Annotated in this window: 21 protein-coding genes; 11 read left to right on the top strand and 10 right to left on the bottom strand. The window is 40.1% G+C overall.

The genetic code is table 11. The annotated features are described in order from the left end of the window. Positions 1-215 precede the first annotated feature (215 nt). Entirely contained in the window at positions 216-959 is a 744-nt protein-coding gene (locus tag GX437_01060; GenBank protein ID NLJ06235.1) for a polyprenol monophosphomannose synthase, read from the bottom strand. A gap of 122 nt (positions 960-1,081) precedes the next feature. On the opposite strand from GX437_01060, the gene GX437_01055 reads away from it, so the two are divergent. The 8 genes from GX437_01055 to GX437_01020 all read left to right on the top strand — a co-directional run bounded on the left by GX437_01055 (position 1,082) and on the right by GX437_01020 (position 9,022). Beyond that, the gene (locus GX437_01055) at positions 1,082-1,582 is read left to right on the top strand and encodes an HAD family hydrolase (GenBank protein NLJ06234.1); all 501 of its coding nucleotides are present in this window, start codon (positions 1,082-1,084) and stop codon (positions 1,580-1,582) included. A 69-nt stretch (positions 1,583-1,651) separates the two neighbouring features. Next, entirely contained in the window at positions 1,652-2,557 is a 906-nt protein-coding gene (locus GX437_01050; GenBank protein ID NLJ06233.1) for an ATP-binding cassette domain-containing protein, read from the top strand. Positions 2,558-2,562: 5 nt separating this feature from the next. Then, the gene (gldF, locus tag GX437_01045; GenBank protein NLJ06232.1) at positions 2,563-3,291 is read left to right on the top strand and encodes a gliding motility-associated ABC transporter permease subunit GldF; all 729 of its coding nucleotides are present in this window, start codon (positions 2,563-2,565) and stop codon (positions 3,289-3,291) included. 4 nt (positions 3,292-3,295) lie between these two features. Then, on the top strand, positions 3,296-5,002 hold the full coding sequence (gene gldG, locus GX437_01040) for a gliding motility-associated ABC transporter substrate-binding protein GldG (GenBank protein ID NLJ06231.1): 1,707 nt from the start codon (positions 3,296-3,298) through the stop codon (positions 5,000-5,002). Further along, on the top strand, positions 4,980-6,017 hold the full coding sequence (locus GX437_01035) for a hypothetical protein (protein ID NLJ06230.1): 1,038 nt from the start codon (positions 4,980-4,982) through the stop codon (positions 6,015-6,017). The genes gldG and GX437_01035 overlap by 23 nt, the downstream gene beginning before the upstream one ends. Before the next feature lie 56 nt (positions 6,018-6,073). Next, a complete protein-coding gene (gene dnaN, locus GX437_01030) occupies positions 6,074-7,195 on the top strand; it encodes a DNA polymerase III subunit beta (GenBank protein ID NLJ06229.1) in 1,122 nt (373 codons plus the stop codon). 9 nt (positions 7,196-7,204) lie between these two features. Beyond that, positions 7,205-8,545 (top strand): dihydroorotase, encoded by a 1,341-nt coding sequence (locus GX437_01025; GenBank protein ID NLJ06228.1) that lies wholly within the window; start codon positions 7,205-7,207, stop codon positions 8,543-8,545. Positions 8,546-8,632: 87 nt separating this feature from the next. Continuing rightward, on the top strand, positions 8,633-9,022 hold the full coding sequence (locus tag GX437_01020; GenBank protein NLJ06227.1) for a hypothetical protein: 390 nt from the start codon (positions 8,633-8,635) through the stop codon (positions 9,020-9,022). Here the strand turns inward: GX437_01020 and GX437_01015 are convergent, their stop codons facing one another. From GX437_01015 to dnaX, 9 genes are all read right to left on the bottom strand, one after another. After that, on the bottom strand, positions 9,023-10,351 hold the full coding sequence (locus GX437_01015) for a hypothetical protein (protein ID NLJ06226.1): 1,329 nt from the start codon (positions 10,349-10,351) through the stop codon (positions 9,023-9,025). It abuts the gene before it with no gap. 28 nt (positions 10,352-10,379) lie between these two features. Continuing rightward, complete coding sequence (gene rny, locus GX437_01010; protein NLJ06225.1) at positions 10,380-11,945, bottom strand: ribonuclease Y; 1,566 nt, start codon at positions 11,943-11,945, stop codon at positions 10,380-10,382. A gap of 60 nt (positions 11,946-12,005) precedes the next feature. Next, entirely contained in the window at positions 12,006-12,293 is a 288-nt protein-coding gene (locus GX437_01005; protein NLJ06224.1) for a cell division protein ZapA, read from the bottom strand. Between the two features lie 5 nt (positions 12,294-12,298). Further along, complete coding sequence (locus tag GX437_01000; protein ID NLJ06223.1) at positions 12,299-12,583, bottom strand: hypothetical protein; 285 nt, start codon at positions 12,581-12,583, stop codon at positions 12,299-12,301. Continuing rightward, complete coding sequence (locus GX437_00995) at positions 12,580-15,000, bottom strand: phenylalanine--tRNA ligase subunit beta (protein ID NLJ06222.1); 2,421 nt, start codon at positions 14,998-15,000, stop codon at positions 12,580-12,582. Before GX437_00995 ends, GX437_01000 begins: the two co-directional genes overlap by 4 nt. An 81-nt stretch (positions 15,001-15,081) precedes the next feature. Beyond that, complete coding sequence (locus GX437_00990; protein ID NLJ06221.1) at positions 15,082-15,660, bottom strand: hypothetical protein; 579 nt, start codon at positions 15,658-15,660, stop codon at positions 15,082-15,084. Positions 15,661-15,736: 76 nt separating this feature from the next. Continuing rightward, positions 15,737-17,110, bottom strand: coding sequence for an NADP-dependent isocitrate dehydrogenase (icd, locus tag GX437_00985; GenBank protein ID NLJ06220.1), 1,374 nt, complete (start codon positions 17,108-17,110; stop codon positions 15,737-15,739). A gap of 60 nt (positions 17,111-17,170) precedes the next feature. Next, entirely contained in the window at positions 17,171-17,791 is a 621-nt protein-coding gene (locus tag GX437_00980) for a hypothetical protein (GenBank protein NLJ06219.1), read from the bottom strand. Beyond that, positions 17,739-18,884, bottom strand: a complete 1,146-nt coding sequence (gene dnaX, locus GX437_00975) for a DNA polymerase III subunit gamma/tau (protein ID NLJ06218.1) — start codon at positions 18,882-18,884, stop codon at positions 17,739-17,741. Before dnaX ends, GX437_00980 begins: the two co-directional genes overlap by 53 nt. A 137-nt stretch (positions 18,885-19,021) precedes the next feature. Here dnaX and GX437_00970 point away from each other — a divergent pair, with 137 nt between their 5' ends. The 3 genes from GX437_00970 to GX437_00960 all read left to right on the top strand — a co-directional run. Beyond that, positions 19,022-20,017, top strand: coding sequence for a WG repeat-containing protein (locus GX437_00970; protein ID NLJ06217.1), 996 nt, complete (start codon positions 19,022-19,024; stop codon positions 20,015-20,017). Positions 20,018-20,196: 179 nt separating this feature from the next. Continuing rightward, entirely contained in the window at positions 20,197-21,732 is a 1,536-nt protein-coding gene (locus GX437_00965; protein ID NLJ06216.1) for a transcription termination factor Rho, read from the top strand. A gap of 7 nt (positions 21,733-21,739) precedes the next feature. Continuing rightward, a partial coding sequence (locus tag GX437_00960; protein NLJ06215.1) for a hypothetical protein occupies positions 21,740-22,300 on the top strand: 561 nt, incomplete at its 3' end.

The raw sequence follows: 22,300 nt of genomic DNA, 5'->3' as shown, positions 1-22,300 counted from the left end.
GTTTAATATCAATAATTTATATTTTCCTAAAAAGAAATAAACCGCTAATTCTCGCTAATGAAACGCTAATTTTCGCGAAGATCAGCGGTCTAATCTGCGTTTATTCGCGGTAACAATAACAATTGGCAGCTGAACAGTAACCCTAAAACAATACAAAAAGCTGGCAGGATAGTGTCATCATCAGAGACGAATAAGCCGGAAACTGAAATGGGGGATTATTTTAGTTTTCTTTCATAGGTCCTGAAAAGACTGTTCAGTTTCATCTGAATGACGCCCCAGAAAGCTTCCTTGATGATTTTCTTACTCATCTTAGATACTCCCCGTGTACGGTCGGTGAAGATAATCGGTATTTCAATGATTTTGAAATCATATAGCCAGGTCAGAAATTTCATTTCTATCTGGAAAGCATAACCTCTAAATTTGATTTTATCGAGTTCGAGAGTTTTTAATACTTCAATCTTGTAGCAAACAAAACCGGCCGTTGCATCCCTGATTTTCATTCCGGTAATGATGCTGACATAGCGTGAGGCATAATAAGACAACAAGACCCGTTTCAAAGGCCAGTTGACCACATTAGCCCCGCTGATATACCGGGAGCCAATCGCCATATCGTAATCATATCTTGAACAGGCATTGTAAAGCCTGACAAGGTCGTCAGGATTATGCGAAAAATCAGCATCCATTTCAAAGACATACTGATAATCATGCTCAATGGCCCATTTAAAGCCGGCAATATAAGCAGTTCCCAAACCCTGTTTTCCCTCGCGTTCGAGTAAAAACAAGCGTTCGCTGAATTCTTCCGACATCAGTTTTTTGACACATCCGGCAGTTCCGTCAGGACTGTTATCGTCCACGACAAGCAGATGAAAATATACTGGCAATGAAAAGACTTTGCGGATCATTTCCTCAATGTTCTCTATCTCATTGTAGGTCGGTATAATGACTAAAGATTCAGGCACAATTGTCAATGGTTGATTTTACTACAAAAGTAAGCCTTTTCAATGAATCGTTTACAAAACGTTAATTTATCTTAACTTCGAAGCCTTAAATATTCTTAATTAACATTCTGGCGGAACCAAAAATGAACAAGGCCATATTTTTTGATCGTGACGGAGTAATTATCAGTGAAAGGGGCGACTACAATTTTTTACCGGAACACATTGATTTTGTTGAAGATATTGTCGAATCCTGCCAGATTTTACAAGAGAAAGGCTATCTGTTGATCGTTATTACTAATCAGGCGGGAATAGCCAAAAGACGCTATCAGCATAAACATGTCATGCAGATGCATAAAATCATCAGCAATTTTTTTAAGAGTTATGGCGTTCATATTCATGACTTTTTTTATTGTCCCCACCATGAAAGCACCTCCAGATGCCTTTGCCGCAAACCGGGCACCCTGTTGCTTGAAAAAGCCATAGCCATGTATCAGATCGACCCGAAACAAAGTTTTTTAATCGGAGATTCACCACGTGATGTGGAAGCAGCTGAAAATGCAGGCATCAGAGCTCTTTTAATCGAAAAAAATACTTCGCTCCTCCCCTACATCGGAAATAAATTCTTTGACCTGCCCGGTGAATAAATACCTTTTGGCATTGACATTTTTACCTGAAATTTGCAGGCAGATAAAACCATTTAATCGTAGCAGACATTGTCAATCGAAGTTAAAAATCTGACAAAGAAATATGGGGACCAGGAAGCCATATCCTCTGTTTCATTTCAGATTGACAAAGGTGAAATTGCAGGATTTATAGGCCCAAATGGTGCGGGAAAATCAACCACCATGAAGATTTTGGCCTGCTACACCCTGCCCACATCCGGTGAGGCTTACGTAAACGGTATCAGCATATATGACCAACCACTAAAAATCAGGCAGACCATAGGCTATTTACCCGAACAAAATCCACTTTACAATGATCTCTATGTGATTGAATATCTTGAATTTCTCTTCAGACTCCATCATTTGAAGGGCAACAGGAAGAAAAGAATCGCAGAAATGATTGAGATGACAGGACTTGGAGACGAGAAACATAAAAAAATCGGGCAGCTTTCGAAAGGATACCGGCAACGGGTAGGACTTGCTCAATCACTAATTCATAATCCCGATGTGCTGATACTGGATGAACCCACTTCAGGTCTCGACCCGAATCAGATTGTTGACATCAGAAACCTGATAAGGGAAATCGGGAAAACCAGAACCGTTTTGCTTTCATCTCACATTCTTCAGGAAGTTCAGGCAATATGCAGCCGGATAATCATCATTGATAAAGGAAAAATTGTAGCTGACGACATCACTGAAAAACTACTGAAAATGCCTGTTAGTCTTGCTACTGTCAGAGTAAGATTTAAAAATACCGTTGAAAAGGAATCCCTTTCCTCGCTTCCGGTTAAAGATATTTTATACAAAGACAATTACTGGTTTATCACCTCTGAAGATGCTGAAATCAGAGAAAAAATTTATGAATTTGCGGTCAGCTCAGGCAATATCATCCTTGAACTAAGTCAGGAAACCGGGAACCTCGAACAGATTTTTCAACAATTAACCCAAAAACCATAAACACAATGTTTTCAGTCTATCTGAAAGAAATAAAGAGTTTTTTTAGCGGAATCATCGGTTATCTGGTTATCATAGTCTTTTTTGCTATCAACGGGATATTTCTCTGGATAGTTCCTGAAACAAACATTTACGCCACCGGCTATGCCACCCTCGACCAATTGTTTGAGATAGCTCCCTGGGTATTTCTCTTTCTGGTGCCTGCCATAACCATGAGAACATTTTCAGAAGAAAGAAAATCGGGCACTTTTGAAATTTTATTGACAAAACCTGTCAACGACCTTCAACTCCTGCTCGGGAAATATTTTGCCAGCATTACGCTGATAGCCATTTCCATTATACCTACATTAATATATTACTATTCGGTTTACCATCTTGCCGTACCTGTCGGAAATGTTGACAGCGGTGGCATCTGGGGCTCTTACATTGGCTTGTTGTTGTTGGGAAGCAGTTATGCTGCAATCGGTATCTTTACTTCAGTAATTACTGATAACCAGATTATTGCATTTATCATTTCCATGCTTTTAAGCTTTTTCTTCTATCTCCTGCTCGACCTGCTCAGAGGTCTGATAGTCATCAGCCCCATTGATCCCGTTCTGGAATATCTCAGCATCAACACACATTACATCAGCATCAGCAGAGGTGTACTTGACAGCCGCGATTTGCTTTATTTTATCAGTTTCTCCGCTCTTTTCATTGTTATTGCTAAAATGATTATCGAAAAACGTAAATGGTAGTGCCATGAAAGACATTCAGCAGATGAAAAGGGAAACCTACATTCAGACAGCCGTTGTGGCAGGCATTATCATTCTGATTAACATTATCTTTCAAAATTATTTTTTCCGCCTCGACCTGACAAAAGATAAACGTTACAAACTCAGCCAGCCTACCAAAGAGTTGATGAAAAAAATCGATGATAAAATTTATGTAAGGGTATATCTGGATGGAGAATTGCCTGCAGGCTTCCGTAAACTTCGCGAATCCACCCGTCAACTGCTCGAAGAAATCAGGTTTTATTCAGGGAAAAAGCTTGAATTTACCTTCATTGACCCATTATCGGCAAAAAATGAGGAAGATCAGGAAAATATTTATCGCCAGCTTATCAACGAAGGACTGGAACCGGTCAACCTTGAAGTACGTTCAGAAGGTAAATCATCGGAAAAAATCATTTTTCCTGGTGCTGTAGTGTATTACAAAGAAAAATCATTGCCCGTAAAACTACTGAATCAGCAAATTGGTTTGCCTCCGGAACAGGTGATACACAACTCTATTACCTCCCTTGAATTTAATTTTGTCAATACTTTCCGAAAACTTTCTGAAAAGAAAAAACCGTCCATAGCTTTCATTCAGGGTCATGGAGAACTTGATGAACAACACACAGCCGATATTTTTGCAACCCTGTCGGAATATTATGATGTAAAACGCATCAACCTTCCTGCTTACAAGGTGGGTGTACTCGACAATATTGACCTGATTATTGTTGCAAAGCCCGACTCATTTTTCTCTGAACTCGAAAAATACAAAATTGACCAGTTTGTGGTAAAAGGAGGCAAAGTCATCTGGCTTGTCGAAACACTGCTGGCCGAACTCGATAGTCTGGGTCAGACCGGCTACACTTCCACAATGGATTACAACCTGAACCTGAATGATATGTTTTTCAACTATGGCATACGTTTGAATTACAATCTTGTTCAGGATATTCAATGCCATCTTATCCCGTTGATCATCAATCAGGGAACACCTCAGCAGGACTTTCGCCCATGGCTCTATTTTCCGCTTGTGTTTCCTGAAAATACTCATCCTATCGTCAGTAAACTGAATGCCATCCTGTTTCAGTTTGCCAATTCCATTGATACGGTGGGGAACAAGAAAATAAAGAAAACCGTGTTACTAACTTCTTCACCTCAATCGAGGCTGGTATATCATCCGGCCATTATCAGCCTGGCTGAAACGAGGACAAAGCCCGATTTTAATACTTTCAACAAAGGTCAGCAGATACTTGCCGTTTTGGTCGAAGGAAAATTCAATTCACTTTTCAGGAACCGTTTGTCGGCAGAAACCCTTAACAGTAAAGACTACGGTAATTTTGTAGCCGAAGGAAAACCGACAAAAATGATTTTCATTTCAGACGGAGATGTGATCAGCAACCAGGTCAGCCGTATCAAGGAACAGATTTACCCATTGGGATACGACCGGTTTACGAAGCAAACCTTTGGGAATAAAAACCTGATACTCAATGCTGCGGATTATTTACTGGACGATACGGGCATTCTGGCACTCAGGAGCAAGGAATACAAGCTTAGATTGCTCGACAAAGCAAAAATCAAACGCGACAAGGCTCAGTGGCAGTTTGTGAATCTTGTTTTACCCATTATCGTGGTGATGCTTTTCGGATTAGTATTCAATATTTTCAGAAAATACCGTTATGCAGGAAAACAAAAGATTTAACAGGAAAACCGTAGTCAATCTGGTAGTTTTTGCCATCCTTCTGATTGCTTCTATCCTGATTGTCAACAATAACCGTAAGAATACGATAGACCTGCCAGTCGATGCTTTTCAGGTAAAGGATACTGCTTCCATATATAAAGTATTCATTGCCGACATGAAAGGGAATTCAGTCATTTTAACCCACCAGTCAGGAAAATGGCTGGTCAATAATAAATATGAAGCACATCCGGTCAGAATCAGTTCGATGCTCGAAGTGTTGGCAAAAATGGAGATAAAAAGCCCTGTTCCAGAAACAGCTAAGGAAAATATTATCAAAGACATGGCAGCAGGAAGCACCAAAGTGGAGCTATATCATAAAAACAAAAAACGCCCTTTTCATGTATTCTATGTAGGCGGCCCGACCAAAGATAATTTGGGTACCTATATGTCGCTGGCAAAAGGCAACCGTAAGCCCCACATCATTCATATACCGGGATGGTATGGCTACCTGTCTGACGGATATTTTTTCTGCGAGGAAGACGAATGGCGATCAAAGAATCTTTTCCCGTTTAAATCAGGCGAAATCCGGGAGGTTAACATACAGTACTCTACCCAGCCCGACAGTTCTTTTATTTTGAAAATCAATGGAATAAACAATTTTTCGCTCCTTCATTTTCAGGACGGGAAAACATTTGGCAAAGCTTCTGCCATCAGGGTTAAATCATTTCTGTATGCCCTGACAGAGCTGAGTTTTGTTGCTGCTGATAAAAATATAAAGCAAGAACTGAAAGATTCACTGCTTCGGGCTACACCTCTGGTTTACGTGGAAGCCACAGGTAAAAAAGGAAACAGGCATTGGCTGAAACTCTATTTTAAACCAACCGACAACACAACAAAAGCCGAATTAATGCCTGGTATAGATAAAGAATATTTTTACGGACTTTCAGATAGCCGGCAGGGGGATATATTGTTGGTTCAAACGCTTCGTTTAAGTGAAATTTTATTAAAACCCGATAATTTTCTCTCAGAAAAATAATTTATATTTGCTGCCAATCTACTTGGTTAAATAAACGTTAAATAATAAAAAGACTTATGAAATTCATTGTATCTACCGGCACATTGCTCAAACAACTTCAGATCATTAACGGAGTTATCGCATCAAAAGTGGTCATCCCTATTCTTGAATATTTTCTTTTTGAAGTGGAAGACCAGAAGCTTCGTATTGTGGGCACCGATATAGAGATTTCCATCCAAGGGGTAATCCCTGTGGAAGCAAAGGAAAACGGTAAAATAGCTGTTCCGGCCAAGATGATTATCGACATTTTGAAATCATTGCCCGAGCAACCGGTTACTTTTACCATCAATGAAGCCAATAACTCCATTGAGTTGACTTCTGACAACGGAAAATATAAAATTACCGGTGAAATAGCAGATGATTTCCCAAAATTTCCGGTGATTGTAGATGCCACTGAATTTGTTATTCCTGCAAAGGTGTTGAGTAATGGTATCAACGCCACACATTTTGCCATCAGCAATGATGAATTAAAAGCAGCCCTGACAGGTATGTTTGTCGAAATGACTCCCGAAGGCCTTAATTTTGTAGCCACTGACGGCAATAAACTGGTGAAATACTCCAGAAAAGACCTGATTTCAGAAGAACCATCCTCCTTTGTTTTGCCGAGGAAAGCACTCAATGTGCTGAAAAGTTCACTGAGCGATGCTGAAAATGATGTTGAAATTCTGTACAATAAAACCAATGCCATGTTCCACATTGGCGATTTTACTATTGTTTGCCGCCTGATTGATGAAAAATTTCCCGATTATCAATCTGCCATCCCTGTTGATTTACCCAATAAACTGCTTGTTAACCGTTTAGACCTGATCAATTCCCTTCGCAGGCTTCAGATTTTTGCCAATAAAACCACTTTCCAGATTAAATTTAACATTAGTGCCAGCGAGCTGCAACTAACCGCTCAGGATCTCGACTATGCCAATGAAGCCCATGAAAGGCTGTCCTGTGAATATGAAGGAGACGAGATGGAAATTGGCTTCAGCTCCCGCTTTTTAATCGAAATGCTAAGCACCATCGATCATGACGAAGCACTGATCAGCCTGAATATGCACAATCGTCCGGGAACTATCACTCCTGCACAGCAAAATGAAAATGAAGAGCTTATCATGTTGCTGATGCCCATTGTCATTAAATTCAGCTAAGCACACTATATGCCCGATTACCTGATTCGGGATGCCCTTGTCGTAAACGAAGGGGATGAATTTTATGCTTCTGTCTATATTCGTAAGGGACATATCGAATTTATCGGAGGACAGATTCCGAAAATAAAATCTGATTTTATTGAAATTGATGCAAATGGGAAATGGCTGTTCCCCGGTGTGATAGATGTGCATGTACATTTCAGGGAACCAGGACTGACACACAAAGCTGATATATTCAGCGAGTCGCATGCTGCGGTAGCCGGTGGTGTTACTTCCTTTATCGATATGCCCAATACCCAGCCAAAAACGCTCAGTATTCCACTTTTAAAACAAAAATTTTCACTGGCATCAGTTAGTTCACGTGCAAATTATTCATTCTATCTCGGTGCATCCAATGACAATCTGGAAGAAATGAAAAAAGCAAAAGAAAACGGAGCACCCGGAATAAAAGTCTTTTTAGGAGCCTCTACCGGAAATATGCTGGTGGATAATGAAAGTATGATAGAAAAAATTTTCACTGAAGTCCCCGGAATAATTACCGTTCATGCTGAAAATGAGGACATTATACAAAAAAACCTGAAATCTTACAAGCAAAAATATTCTTCAGAGATTCCCTTTTCTGCCCATGCCGACATCCGCTCTGCACAGGCTTGTTTTGAAGCCAGTCAATACGCCATCAGGCTTGCCCGGAAATACGGTACCCGCCTCCACCTGGCCCATGTTTCCACCCTTGATGAATTGCAACTTCTTGATCATCAGACTGATGTTGCAAAAAAGGCCATTACCTCCGAAACCACCGTTCATCATTTGCTTTACGATACCTCTGATTACGAACTTTTTCAGGGGAAGATCAAATGTAATCCCTCCATTAAAGGCAAAGAGCATAAAACCGCCCTGTTGAAAGGCTTAAAAGATGGGGTTCTTGACATGATAGCCACCGACCATGCCCCTCATACCCTTGACGAGAAAATGCTTCCCTATCCCGACTGTCCGTCCGGTATTCCTTTTATCCAGTTTTCTCTCCCGGGCCTGCTTGAATTTTACAGAAAAGGAATATTTACTTTACCTGAAATTGTCAGATTTACCAGCCATCATCCGGCATTAGCCTTTAAAATAAAGGACAGGGGCTTTATTCGGGAAGGTTACTGGGCCGACCTCGTGCTGGTTTCTCCCGATAAATCAATGGAGGTTAACAAGGAAAACATCCTCTCAAAATGCGGGTGGTCACCTCTTGAAGGACAAGTATTGCAATCATCAGTTTTTGCCACTTTTGTCAGTGGCAATCTGAGTTTTCTTAACCTTGCCAATGTTCCATTCTTCAACGGCAAACAACTTGAATTTAATGATTAACCCCTTGATTTTCTTATTTTCACCCTTGCAATATATGTCTAAAGAAATTTAAACCGCTTGCTGAAAACAAAACAGATATTGATTTTTTTGCTCTTGTTATCGTCCTGTATCCAAAAAGAAGCAGTTTCATCTCAGGAAGGTACTATTGTCGTCAACTATTCATTTGAAGGCATAAAAAGAGGTTTTAATCACCTGACCAAAACCGAAATTTACCTTGATCATCAACTGGCAGCAGTTTCTCCGGAGCATAAACAAAGTCAGAAGAATTCAATTTCCATTACAGCTCCAAAGGGGGAACACTTTATCGAAATCGTCAATCTTGCCAATTACAAAGGACAATGGGAAAGGCATACCAAAGAAAACAAATACAATCAGGATTGTTTTTATGAAGGACAAATAAACCTCGACAAAAAGCTCATTATCAATGTTTTGTTTGATTTAAACAAAGGAACTTCCGTCAGTTTCAGGCAAAAATAATCAGATAGGTTTCTGTTGTTTCAGGTAGCTGACTACGTCCAGAAAAACCTTTCGGTAGCCCTGCCAGCCATGAATTTCAGCAAGGCTGCTGTTATGCCATAACATGGAAAAGATTCCACCATATTGCCTGACTTTTTCTATAAGACGGATGATGGTATTTAAAGCCTGCACGGGGTCTAGCCGAAGATAATTCTGAAGTGTCACATCCATGACCATTTCGGGCTGAAGGGTCAGCGATGTCATGATGTCTTCTTTCAGGTTGTACCATTTAAAAGGGATAGCCATGCCAAACCTGAAACCCGGAACTGTGGCATTCAAAGCATTAAAATCATCTGTAATTCCTTCATTTACATATATTTCAGGTGTATGAGGAAGGCGATAACGCAAAAAATGTTGCCTTGCCTTTTTAACCTCTTCCCCTGTAACTTCTTCCAGTATCTCCTTTTCGACCTTGATGGCCTGCCTGCTTAAAAATGTCAGATAAGAAGGATGAATACCTATTTGATATCCATTACCAGCCAGTTGTTTAATTATCTTTTGGTAATGCTTGTTTTTTGAGGTAAAATGCCCGTCATATCCGGATTCTCTCCAGATGAGAAAGAAAAAAACAGTTTTTTCGGGGGATAGTTCATTGCAGATAAAAGAAAAGGTATCATACGGATCAGTATGATGGTAAAACGCCCTTGAACGGTAATATAAATTATTGAACCTCAAAGTAATAATATCTTTTGCAAAACCGGCTATTCCCCTCCATCCCTTATGCAGGAAAGCAAAGGGATGATCCACATCAATGGTCATACGCCAGTCAAACTCAGGCTTTTCGTAGGAAAATTCAGGAAACAGTTCTTTCATTTTTTCGGCAAGAGATAGTGCCCAAACCTGTACCCATGGTTCTGAAAAATAGTTGTTTTGAACAAGGAAATTACTGTTTTCAAGGTAGCGGCCATGTTTATCAAACACTCTGGTCTGATAAAAATAATAAGCTGTCAGCACATAAAAGGAAGCAGAAAACAGGTCAAACTCAAAACCCTGAAATTCATGCTTTTGTGGGAGGATATAAAGTTGATTGTTTTTCAGCAAAGTTTCAGGCAATTCAGTACGGATTCCGGTTTCCGACAATAGCCCTGAAGAAGGGATATAAATGGATTTTTGCGAAGGCTCAACGCCATAGAAAATCAAAGGTCCCTGCGTCAGATTTTTAATCTCCTCATCATTGAAATACCGATCAGCAGGAATGATACGGTAAGGAACCTGCAAAATCAGACGAAACAAAACCTCACAGACATAAACCAGCCTTCTTTCAGCTTTATGAGCAATGATAAAAAGCAAGATGAAAAATTTTAATTTAAAAAATCAGCTATTTAGCAAAAGCAACAGCTCTTTTTTCACGGATGACCGTCACTTTGATTTGTCCGGGATAGGTCATGGCCGTCTGAATTTTCTGTGAAATGTCGAAAGCCATGGCATCAGCAGCTTCATCAGAAACCACCTCACTCTGGACAATAACCCTGAGCTCGCGTCCGGCCTGAATGGCAAAACTCTTGTAAACACCATCAAAGCTATTGGCAATTTCTTCCATTTCTTTCAAACGCTTGATATAAGACTCAAGGATTTCACGTCTGGCACCCGGTCTTGCACCTGAAATGGCATCACACACCTGAACGATGGGAGCCAGCAATGTGGTCATTTCAGTTTCTTCATGGTGTGAGGCAATGGCATTCACCACGGATGGATGTTCACCATAACGCTCAGCCAGAGTGCCTCCAAGAAGGGCATGAGGCTGTTCTGTGTCTTCAGTGGAAACTTTTCCTATATCATGCAGCAATCCTGCCCGTTTGGCTCTTTTAGGATTTAAACCCAGCTCGCTGGCCATGATGGCACAAAGGTTGGCTGTCTCACGGGAGTGCTGCAGCAGATTTTGTCCATAAGAAGAGCGGTACCTCATTTTCCCGACCAACCTGATCAGTTCAGGATGCAATTTCGAAATACCAAGCTCCATACAGGTTTTCTCTCCTATCTCGATGAGTGATTCATCCATTTCTTTGGTGGTTTTATTGACCACTTCTTCAATTCTTGCCGGGTGTATTCTGCCGTCAATGATTAGTTTTTGAAGGGATAAGCGGGCTATTTCCCTGCGCATGGGATCAAATCCGGAGATGATGATGGAATCAGGCGTGTCGTCAACAATAATTTCAACTCCGGTAGCTGCTTCGAGTGCTCTGATGTTCCGGCCTTCACGTCCGATGATTCGTCCTTTTATTTCCTCATTCTCAATAGGAAACACAGTGATACAGTTTTCAATGGCTGTCTCCGAAGCCAGTCTCTGAATGGAGGTAATGACAATTTTCTTGGCTTCTTTGTTGGCTGTTATTTTGGCTTCGTCCAATATTTCCTTGACCACGGCTTTGGATTTGTCGATGGCAGCATCTTTCAGGCTGTTCATCAATTGAGCCATGGCTTCGCTGGCCGTCATTCCTGCAATTTTTTCAAGCTGCTCTACCTGCATCTGGTGCATTTTATCCAACTCTTCCTTTTTTCGCTGAAATTGAGCGGTCTGCCTTTCAATTTCATCCCGCATCCGTAGCAGTTCCTGCTCTTTACGCTGATTTTCTTCTGTTTTCTGTCTGAGAATAATTTCTTTTTCCTTCAGTTTGGTAAAGTTTTCCTGCAATGCCTTGTTTTTCTGCTGATTTTCCCTTTCAAGGTTTGCTTTCATCTGCATAAACTTTTCCCTCGCTTCCAGCAACTTGTCTTTTTTAATGATTTCAGCTTTTTCCTCTGCTTCTTTCATCAGGGCTTCTGCTTTGTCTTTCAGCTCGTTTTCATAAGCTTTCAGTTTTCCGGCCAGAATTTTCCTGCCTAAAAACACGCCTGTCGGGAAGGCGACAACTAATCCGATTATCAGTGGTAATACAAAGTTCATATCTTTCGTTTTTAATGATTGATAAAAGGCAAGAATGAAGCAGTAACTGAAACGGAAATTTTAACTCACAGACTCCAACGCCCGCTCAATATCCATCAGATGATTCTTAAGTTTTTCACGCTCCTGTTGCGATTGTTCTTCAAGTGTCAGATACTCGGTCATCACCTCAAGAACACACATCGACAAGGCTGCAAGTTTATCTTTAATGGAATACTGTTCAACATAAATACTCATCTTTTTGTTAATCAGATCTGCTGCTTTCCTGATTCTCTCCTCCTCCTCTTCCTCAACTCTCAGAGGATATATTCTGTCAGCAATATTTACTTTTATTGAAATCTGATTACCCATTTCCGTTAACTCTTCAGTAGCTCAAGACTTTTATCAATCTCGTTCAACAATTTATTTATATTATTTTTCAATCTTTCTTTTTCTTCCTTCTCTAATGAAAATCCAAGGTGCAAATTTAACTGTTTATTTTCCAATTCGGACACCCTTTGCTTCAACAGGTCATTTTCCTCTTTAAGTTTTAAAATGGAATCAATAAGCTCCTCATTCTCAGACCTTAATGACGATATTTGTTCTGTCAGGAGCCTGATTTTCTCCATGATTGAACCGGTTAATTCCTCCAATTCTTTCATTTTCTAATCTGTGCCTGTAAATTTTGTTGCAACGAATTTATTATTTTTCCGATAATTTCATCCACCTCATCATCTTTCAGAGTACGGTTTTCATGCTGAAATTTAATTCTGATCGTATAAGATTTTTTCCCTTCTCCAATTTTTTCTCCCGTAAAGTAATCTATCAGGCCGACCGACTGGAGCAAGGGCTCTTTTAATTGCATCAGACAGGCAAGAATTTCATCATATTTTATCCTTTCATCAAGAATGACGGATAAATCCCTCAGAATTACAGGGAACCTGTTGAGTGGTTTAAACTTAATTCTTGTATTGCTGTTAATATTTTTCAGCACAACCGGGTCAAATTCTGCATAATATACCTCGTTTTTCAAATCATATTTTGCCGCAAGTGCCGGATGAACCATTCCTGCCCTTGCCACTATCAAATCTTCATAGCAAATGTCAAACACATAAGACAACCATTCAGCTTCTGTATTGACCTGCTTATATTCGGCCTTTTCAATGCCTGAAAGGGCTAAGATGTTGTTAATGATTGATTTAAGATAATAAAAATCAGCTTTTTGTACCCTGACATTCCAGTTTTCCGGAAAAATATCTCCGGTTATCCACACGCCCAGCCGGTCTTTTTCTTCATAAGCCTCCGGTGTTTTCAGATAAATCCTGCCAAATTCAAAAAATTTCAGATTGGAGTTGCTCCTTTTCACATTGTAACTTAAAGCTTCAAGCCCTGAAAATAAAAAATGATTCCTCAGCGTGTCAAAATTGACATTGACGGCATTAATGGTTTTCACCAAAGATTTTTTTCCCTGATCAGGATATTCATTTATCACGGAAGATGAAATGAACGAAGGTGTCAGTATCTCATAAAAACCATTTGCGACAAGGAAATTGCTGAGTTTATCATTGAAACTGCTGAATGATTCAACTTTTCCCCTTGGCAAAGGCCCTTTCATCTGATCGCTGAATGCAATTTTATCAAAACCATAAATTCTCAGGAAATCTTCAATGACATCCACATGGCGAAAAACATCCGTACGGTAAGAAGGAACTTCAAGCAAAACCCTTTCATCTGTTTTATTAATAATTTGATAATCAAGCCATTGAAGAACCTCACAAACTAAACCGGGAGCTATCCGGGTCCCAATAAACTGGTTGACAAAATTAAAATCAAGAGATACCTGGCGGGGAGGTTTTTTCCATGGATAAACGTCAGTCAGATTGCCTGAAATCTCAGCATTGGCTATTTCTTTCAGCAACATAGCGGCACGCTTGAGTGCATAAACGGTAATTTCAGGATCAGTGCCCCTTTCAAAACGATAGGAAGCATCTGTTGAGTAGCCATGCATGGAAGCAGTCTTCCGTATGCCGGAAGGTGAAAAACAGGCACTTTCCAGAAAAACCTTAGTCGTACCGGCTGTAATCATGGAATTGAAACCACCCATGACACCTCCCATGGCAACTGCTTTTTCTTCATCACAAATCATGATTTCAGTTCCGGCCAGTTTCACTTCCCTGTCGTCAAGGGTTTTGAAAATTTCGTTCTTATAAGCTGTTCTGACGATAATCTTTTTTCCTTCCAGCCTTTCGATATCGAAAGCATGCATTGGCTGACCACACTCCAGCATAACATAGTTGGTCACATCCACCACACAGTTTATTGGATTTATACCGCATACCAAAAGCCTGTTTTTCAGCCATTCAGGAGATTCTTTGACTTCAACATTTGATAAAGATACTCCACTGTAACGGTAGCATAATTCCGGACACTGAATATCGACATCAAACTGAAAAAGCCTGTTATCAATTGAAAATTTATCGACAGAAGGCCATTTTATCTTTATCTTTTTCAGAGCCGAAAGATCTCTTACCGCCCCGATATGGCTGATTGCATCGCCTCTGTTGGGGGTAATAGAAAGCTCAATCGAATAGTCATTGTATTTTGCCAAAATATTTTTAACAGGAATTCCAACAGCTGTATCCTGTGGTAACTCCATAATCCCGCTATGGTCATGGCTGAGCCCCAGTTCATCCTCTGCACAAAGCATTCCTTCCGATTCCACCCCCCTGATCACAGCTTTTTTCAATTCGAGCTTTTTCCCTGAAAAAGTAGTAAGTATCGTATCGACAGGAGCAAATGCGGTGATTTGTCCTGCTTTTACATTGGGTGCTCCGCAGACCACTCTGTAACTGCCTGTATTTCCGGCATCTACCGTACAAACAGTAAGTTTATCAGCCTGCGGATGTCTCTCGACTGACAGTACTCTTGCTGTTACTACCTCTGACGGAATAAAGGATAAGTCGGAATAGGCGTTTATTTCTTCCACTTCAAGACCCGATGCAGTCAGTATTTCGGATAATTCTTCAACTGATATTTCAGTGTCAAGCAATTCTTTTAACCAATTATAGGAAACAAGCATGTTTTATTCTTTTGACAAAAAAAAATGAAGTGCAAAAGTAAAGCATTATTAAAGTTTACTAATGCAAGGGGAAGGAAAATACTATTTTTTCTCCTGTTTTTTCAGCTCGAGAAACTGCCGGTTCAGGGAATCAAGCTGAATAGTCATTTTGTCCTGTATATCTTTTATCGTCTGATCTATTTCAGTAAGCTGATTATTACCCCATTCCTGTATGGAATTGTTCACTGCGGGACCGAGGTTGTCGATGTTTTGATAGGTCTGGCTTAAACTTTTTTTGACTTCTTCAAGGCGGGCGACAATATGTTTTGTTTTGGTTGAGATAATCTTCTGCATCAGTAAATTGGCTTTTAACCTAAGCTCCAGATAACGTTTTTCAAGATGTTTCCTGTTCTTTGGAATAGTCTTCAGTTGTTTCAGGAGCGATTCAATCTCATTATCGGATAACAGTATCAATTGAGAAAACTCATTTTCAAGATTCCGGATTTTCCGAATGACAGTGTCGGGGCTTGGATCGTTGAAAGTATTGAGTAAAACGCTGAAACTATCTATCTTTTTATCATAATTGTCCAATGTTTTGTTTAGCGTAGCCCTTGTATCGCTGCTGCAACTGTAAATTAAAAGTGAGATTAAAAATAAAAAAAGGGGGAATAACTTCTTCATGAAATAAAATTTAGTGCAAATAAACAGGTTATTTAATGCAGCAAAAATAACCCTTTACCATAAATAATGCAAAAAACTATTTCATATTTTCAATCATAGCCGAAGCAAAACCGGAACAACTCAGCAATACTGCATGATCCATCAGCCGGTGGAAGTCATAGGTAACCTTTTTTTCTTCCACTGTTTTTACCAGCGCATTCCAGATCAGGTCGTGGACTTCATTCCACCCCAGATATTTAAACATCATGGCTCCTGAAAGGATAACTGAGCCCGGATTAACCTTATCAAGATTGGCATATTTTGGGGCAGTTCCATGAGTGGCCTCAAAAATAGCATGTCCGCTTTCGTAGTTGATATTGGCTCCCGGAGCGATACCTATTCCGCCAACCTGTGCAGCAAGGGCATCACTCAGGTAATCACCATTGAGATTCAAAGTGGCAATAACATCAAATTCTGCCGGCCTCGACAAAACCTGCTGCAGTGTAATATCAGCAATGGTATCTCTAATCATCAGTTTATTCTTCCATTTGCCATTTCCAAGCATATCATACAGTTTCAGTGTTTCCTGCACTTCTGCCCGGATGGCTGTTTTCTGTGCATCTGTCATCATATCATAGCCCGGATCAATCAGGCGGGCATTTTCCTCAGTGGTGATTGCCGGATTTTTATCTTTGTTGTCAATTATCCAGCTTTCACGCTCTGTAACGATATATTGCCTGAATTCTTCCTTTGCCAGCTGATAGGCCCATGTTTTAAACCCGCCTTCCGTAAATTTCATGATATTGCCTTTATGGACTATCGTCACTGATTTACGCTTTTCTGTCAGTGCATATTGTATGGCGGCTCTCACCAGCCGGTGTGTCCCTTCAATCGAAACGGGTTTGATACCTATGGCTGAAGTTTCAGGAAAACGGATTTTTTTTATCCCCATTTCATGCTGAAGGAAATAGATGACTTTCTTCACTTCATCACTCCCTGCAGGCCATTCGATACCGGAATAAATATCTTCCGTGTTTTCCCTGAAAATAACCATGTCCACCAGCTCCGGATGTTTCACAGGCGAAGGTACACCTGAAACATATCTGACAGGTCTGAGACAAACATACAAATCGAGTATCTGGCGTAAGGCCACATTTAACGACCTGATACCGCCACCAACAGGAGTTGTTAAGGGGCCTTTAATGCCAACCAGATATTCAGAAAAAGCATTGATGGTTTCCTGTGGAAGCCAGTCGCCAAATTTATTGAATGAAGATTCCCCTGCAAATACTTCTTTCCACACCACTCCCTTCTTTCCTCCGTAAGCTATTCTGACCGCTTCGTCAAATACCCGCTGGGAAGCACGCCAGATATCAGGGCCTGTCCCATCTCCCTGTATAAAGGGAATTATTGGAAAATCGGGCACTTCGAGCTGCCCTTTTTGCATGATGATTTTTTCTCCTGTTGTCATTTTCCTGTATTTTAAACAAATATTGAGTTTTTAAAATATGTGCAAAGGTAAGATTTTCTGTTATTCGGGAATAAGCCTGAGTGCATTTGCCAGATTGATGATTTCCGGATTTTTCTTCGCCATAAATTCAAATATCTCACGGGGGCTGGTCAGGTATTCCCCTTTGTTCTCCGCACCCTGTGCTTCAATCTCAATATGCAGCCTCACACCTCTTATCTGATATTTCTCAAACAGAAAATCAGCAAATTTGATCCGCTCTTTCTGAAACATATCCAACAAGGCAGAATTGGGAAATATAAAACGCACGCTGCCGTCAGCCATCACTTCGGGTGGCTTCTTTTTTAAAATGATATACAGGTTGTGATGGCTTTTACTGATCTGATTTTCAAGATAATCCTGCCATGCAATCTCAAACTTTTCCCGGCTGACAGGAATAAATTCTTCTTCAGCCGATTCTTTTCCTTCATTATTTTCCTGCGAATGTTTCCCGGAATTTGACCTGATATGCTGTGATATTTTTTCGAGACTGTTCAGGTTTTTCAGGGAATTTGCCGCCACATCCTGCTCTTCAGCTTTTTCTGTAACAGCATTCTCCTGCTTTTTCTCAACAAAAGTATCTTTGTCAGGCTTAATTAATTTTTTTTTTTTGCTCCTGCAAGCCGGTTGCAAGATGAACTGCATCGTTCAGATAACACAGCTTCATCAGGCATATCTCCGTATGAAGCCTTTGATTCTTACTATCTTTAAAACTCAGCACAAACTGGTTCAGAATATTCAGTGCATTGACGGCAAAACTTTTACTGACGATTTGAATCTGGTTTTTAAACTTTTCCTTCATCAAATCAGGAATTTCCAGTAATTCAGCAGCTCCTCCAAGAGAAATCACAAAAAGATTGCGGTAATGTTCACTCAGGCCTGTTAAAAAATTCAGACAATCAAAACCAAGCTTTATCAACTCATCCAGCAACAGAAAAATATCCTGAATGTTCTTATGTGCAATCAGTTCAGCAGCTTTGAAAAAATATTCATAATCAATGATATTCAGGCTTTTAATGACTATATCATAAGATAATTCACCATCGCTGACACTCACCAGCCTGTCGAAAATGGTCAGTGCATCGCGCATGGCTCCATCTGCCTTTTGAGCAATAATATGAAGGGCGGCATCATCAGCTTTAATTCCCTCATTTTCAGCAATAATCTGAAGCTGCCTTACGATATCTTTGATTTCAAGCCGTTTAAAATCATTGATCTGGCAGCGGCTTAAAACGGTCGGGATGATTTTATGTTTCTCTGTGGTGGCAAGAATAAAGATGGCATAGGCAGGAGGCTCTTCAAGCGTTTTGAGGAAGGCATTGAAGGCACTTGGCGACAGCATGTGAACTTCATCGATGATGTAGGTTTTATACTTTCCGGCCTGAGGCGGGATTCTGATCTGATTGATAAGTTCACGAATATCGTCAACTGAATTGTTGGAAGCACCATCAAGCTCAAAAATATTGAAAGAGCGTTGTTCATTAAAGGTTTTACAGGAGCTACATTCATTGCAGGGTTCTCCGTCTTCACTCAGGTTCAGGCAATTGACTGCTTTTGCCAGAATTCGTGCGCAGGTCGTTTTGCCTATTCCACGGGGACCTGTAAAAAGATAAGCCTGGGCAAGATGTCCGCTGGAAACTGCTTTTTTAAGCGGTATGGTAATATGATCCTGCCCGATCACAGTTTTAAAAGTGGAAGGACGGTACTTTCTGGCCGATACAACAAAACTTTCCTGCATGAATATGGTAGATTTTATTTTGGGGCAAAGCTAAAAAAAATCTCTTACTCAAAATGGTCTGCGGGAAACTTATCTGCAATTTTATCCGTCATAATTTGCGTTATATTTGCAAGCCTTTTAAAGCATGATTCAATTCTATGAAACCCGTAATCTCTAAGTTTTACTTTGTTTTAATCGTTTTACTATTTACCTCTGCCCTGCATGCTCAGGAAAAAAAAATTCTCATCCCTGTCGAAGGGCCGAATGGCAAATTTGGCTTTCTTAACCAAAAATTTAATTTGGTAGAGCCTTTTGAATATGATGAAGTTACTGCATTTTCTGACAACCGTGTATGGGGTAAAAAAGGCAATATTTATTACTGCTTTAACGAAAAAGGAGATACCGTTTTTACAGGTGATTATCAGGAAGTTTCAGCTTTTTCCGAGGGGTTTTCAAAAATCAGAAAAAACAATAAATACGGTTTTATCGACAAACAGGGTAAAATAACCATCCCCCCTGCTTTTGACTATGCTTCCGACTTTTCGGAAGGACTCTCAGTAGTGAAAAAGTCAGGATATTATGGTTATATCGATATTCATGGTGCCATCGTCATTGAATGCGAATTCACCAAAGCACAACCGTTTTCCAATGGATTTGCAGTGGTTGAAGATAAATACTTTATTAATAAATCAGGGCAAATAGTTTTTCAAAAGTTTGCACAAGCCAATTCATTTTCCGAAGGACTGGCAGCCGTATCTCTTTCCTGGCCTTATAAATATGGCTACATCGACACTCTTGGCCGTTTAGCCATTCCATATCAGTTTCTGGATGCAGGTAGCTTTTCAGAAGGCTTGGCCAGAGTGCAGCCATGGAATAATCCGAAGTATGGCTATATTGATAAAACAGGAAAAATAGTCATCAAGCCTCAGTTTGATTTTCCTGCCGACTTCAGTGAAGGCCTTGCCTGTGTTTCCAAAGTTCAAAAACTTGAAGATGTTCCACTTTATGGCTTTATCAACACAAAAGGAAAATTTATCATCCCGATGCGATATGAAAAACCTGCTTCATTTTCGAACGGGCATGCCATAGTAAAACAGCAGGGTAATATCAGGATTATTGACAAGACAGGTAAATGTGTTTACAATTGTAATTAATTGATAATCTGATACTAAATTCGATAATGAGTGCTTCTGCATTTAAAATCAGCAATTTTTCCGTTAAAATTAATTTGTTTTGTAAAAATGTTATACCTTTGCTTTTCCAATTATATCCCATTTCCCGTTAAGAATCCCAAAAGTCTTCATGGAAATAACTATTTAAAAATCTTTGAATTATGCTCACTTATGAAAAGTTGAATTCAATGACCAAAAACGAGGTCAATGAATATGCAAAAAAATACGGTGTTACCTACTATACACGCCTGAAAAAAGAAGAAGTCATACAAAAAATCCTCGCGGCAATTGAAAAATTGCCTCCTGAACCCCAATCAGAAATGAATCACACAGAACTTATTGATAATGAAGCATCCAAACTGGATCAGGAAATCATTGAAGAGGAAGAAAAGGAAGACACACCAGCTGAGATGTCGATTGAAGATGAAATAAACAGGTTTATTGCCGATGAAGTTGAAAAAGTCGAAAGAAAGATCACAGAAGTACCTGTCATTGAGCCGGAAGAAGAATTACCAACTGAAAGTAAAGAACCGGAAGAATCCGACCGTGCATTTCAACCAAAACCACGTCCTCCTTATGTTTTTGAAGGATTGATTACCAACGAAGGGGTGCTTGAAATCATGCCTGAAGGTTATGGTTTTTTACGCTCTCCTGACTTTGATTATATGGCCTCACCTGATGATATTTATGTTTCACCTTCTCAGATAAAATTATTCGGGCTTAAAATAGGTGATACCATTAAAGGTACCATCAGGCCTCCGAAAGAAGGGGAAAAATATTTTGCACTTATACGACTCGAATCAGTCAATGGTTTAGACCCCATCAAAGCACGCGACCGCATTCCCTTTGAACACCTGACGCCACTTTTCCCAAATGAAAAATTTGACATCACTACCAACTGTAAAACACTGTCAACCAGAATAATAGATTTATTTTGTCCGATAGGCAAAGGTCAACGTGGCCTGATAGTATCACAACCAAAATCAGGGAAGACAGTTTTGCTTCAGGAAATTGCCAATGCTATTGCCATGAACCATCCTGAAGTGTATATGATTATCCTGCTCATTGATGAAAGGCCGGAAGAAGTTACCGACATGGCACGCCATGTCAAGGCAGAAGTTATATCATCCACCTTTGATGAGCCTGCAGAAAAGCATGTGAAAATAGCCAATCTCGTTCTTGAAAAAGCAAAAAGAATGGTCGAATCAGGACATGATGTCGTCATCCTGCTCGACTCCATCACCCGTCTTGCCCGTGCCTTTAACACCGTTGCTCCTGCTTCAGGTAAAGTGTTGTCGGGAGGCGTGGAGTCCAATGCCTTGCATAAGCCCAAAAAGTTTTTCGGTGCTGCCCGTAAAGTTGAGTTTGGCGGTAGCCTGACCATCCTTGCCACTGCTTTGATTGATACAGGCTCAAGAATGGACGAGGTGATCTTTGAAGAATTTAAAGGTACAGGCAACATGGAGCTTCAGCTCGACAGAAAACTGGCCAACAAACGCATCTACCCTGCCATTGACGTACCCGCTTCCAGTACCAGACGGGAAGAATTACTGGTGGAAAAGAATATTCTTCAAAGACTCTGGATTTTGAGAAAATATTTATCAGACATGAATCCTGAAGAAGCCATGCTCTTTTTACAGGAAAGAATGAAAAATACAAGAAACAACGAAGAATTTTTGATCTCAATGAATAGTTAATTCCTCTATGAATTTTGACAAAAAAACTACGGTTGTCATCAGTAACAACCAGAAAATCAAAGGCGAAACCAATATTTACACTGAGCTATTTCGTGAAGGGCTCGACTTGCTTCATCTCCGTAAATATGGTTATCCTGAATACCGTATTCAGTCGATCATTGAAGGTATTCCCGTGGAATATCATAAAAAAATAGTGCTGCATTCGCATTATCCGCTTGCCATAACCTACAATTTAGGTGGTATTCACATCACAAGGGAAAAAAGGAATGACTTGCTGTTTATGTATTTGGGCATCAGAAAATTTATTAAGAACAAGGATCTGACCATCAGTATCTCATACCATAGCACCCGTAAAATCGAGAACGGAGCTTCGTATATTGACTATTTTTTCCTCAATTCGATATTCGGGAGTATTTATGAAGGGGGAAAACATGCCTACAAAGAACCGGATAAACTTGCAGAATTTCTCAGGGCAACCAAAAAAAAGATTGTCCCGCTCGGAGGCATCGACCTTATTAACATTGATATGATTAAAGAAATCGGGTTTAATGCCATCGGGCTGCATGGG

The organism is Sphingobacteriales bacterium, from assembly GCA_012517435.1.
Classification (GTDB): Bacteria; Bacteroidota; Bacteroidia; order CAILMK01; family JAAYUY01; genus JAAYUY01.
Note: the sequence above shows the minus strand (reverse complement) of the source record. Positions and strands in the feature narration are given on the sequence as shown.

Excerpts from the sequence above, each read along its gene's own strand:
- dnaN (NLJ06229.1), top strand. The coding sequence starts at position 6,074 with ATGAAATTCATTGTATCTACCGGCACATTGCTCAAACAACTTCAGATC.
- GX437_01005 (NLJ06224.1), bottom strand. The coding sequence starts at position 12,293 with ATGGGTAATCAGATTTCAATAAAAGTAAATATTGCTGACAGAATATAT.
- GX437_01035 (NLJ06230.1), top strand. The coding sequence starts at position 4,980 with ATGCAGGAAAACAAAAGATTTAACAGGAAAACCGTAGTCAATCTGGTA.
- dnaX (NLJ06218.1), bottom strand. The coding sequence starts at position 18,884 with ATGCAGGAAAGTTTTGTTGTATCGGCCAGAAAGTACCGTCCTTCCACT.
- GX437_00990 (NLJ06221.1), bottom strand. The coding sequence starts at position 15,660 with ATGAAGAAGTTATTCCCCCTTTTTTTATTTTTAATCTCACTTTTAATT.
- GX437_01055 (NLJ06234.1), top strand. The coding sequence starts at position 1,082 with ATGAACAAGGCCATATTTTTTGATCGTGACGGAGTAATTATCAGTGAA.
- GX437_00995 (NLJ06222.1), bottom strand. The coding sequence starts at position 15,000 with ATGCTTGTTTCCTATAATTGGTTAAAAGAATTGCTTGACACTGAAATA.
- rny (NLJ06225.1), bottom strand. The coding sequence starts at position 11,945 with ATGAACTTTGTATTACCACTGATAATCGGATTAGTTGTCGCCTTCCCG.
- GX437_00965 (NLJ06216.1), top strand. The coding sequence starts at position 20,197 with ATGCTCACTTATGAAAAGTTGAATTCAATGACCAAAAACGAGGTCAAT.
- gldG (NLJ06231.1), top strand. The coding sequence starts at position 3,296 with ATGAAAGACATTCAGCAGATGAAAAGGGAAACCTACATTCAGACAGCC.
- gldF (NLJ06232.1), top strand. The coding sequence starts at position 2,563 with ATGTTTTCAGTCTATCTGAAAGAAATAAAGAGTTTTTTTAGCGGAATC.
- icd (NLJ06220.1), bottom strand. The coding sequence starts at position 17,110 with ATGACAACAGGAGAAAAAATCATCATGCAAAAAGGGCAGCTCGAAGTG.
- GX437_01000 (NLJ06223.1), bottom strand. The coding sequence starts at position 12,583 with ATGAAAGAATTGGAGGAATTAACCGGTTCAATCATGGAGAAAATCAGG.
- GX437_00980 (NLJ06219.1), bottom strand. The coding sequence starts at position 17,791 with ATGCAGTTCATCTTGCAACCGGCTTGCAGGAGCAAAAAAAAAAAATTA.
- GX437_00970 (NLJ06217.1), top strand. The coding sequence starts at position 19,022 with ATGAAACCCGTAATCTCTAAGTTTTACTTTGTTTTAATCGTTTTACTA.
- GX437_01025 (NLJ06228.1), top strand. The coding sequence starts at position 7,205 with ATGCCCGATTACCTGATTCGGGATGCCCTTGTCGTAAACGAAGGGGAT.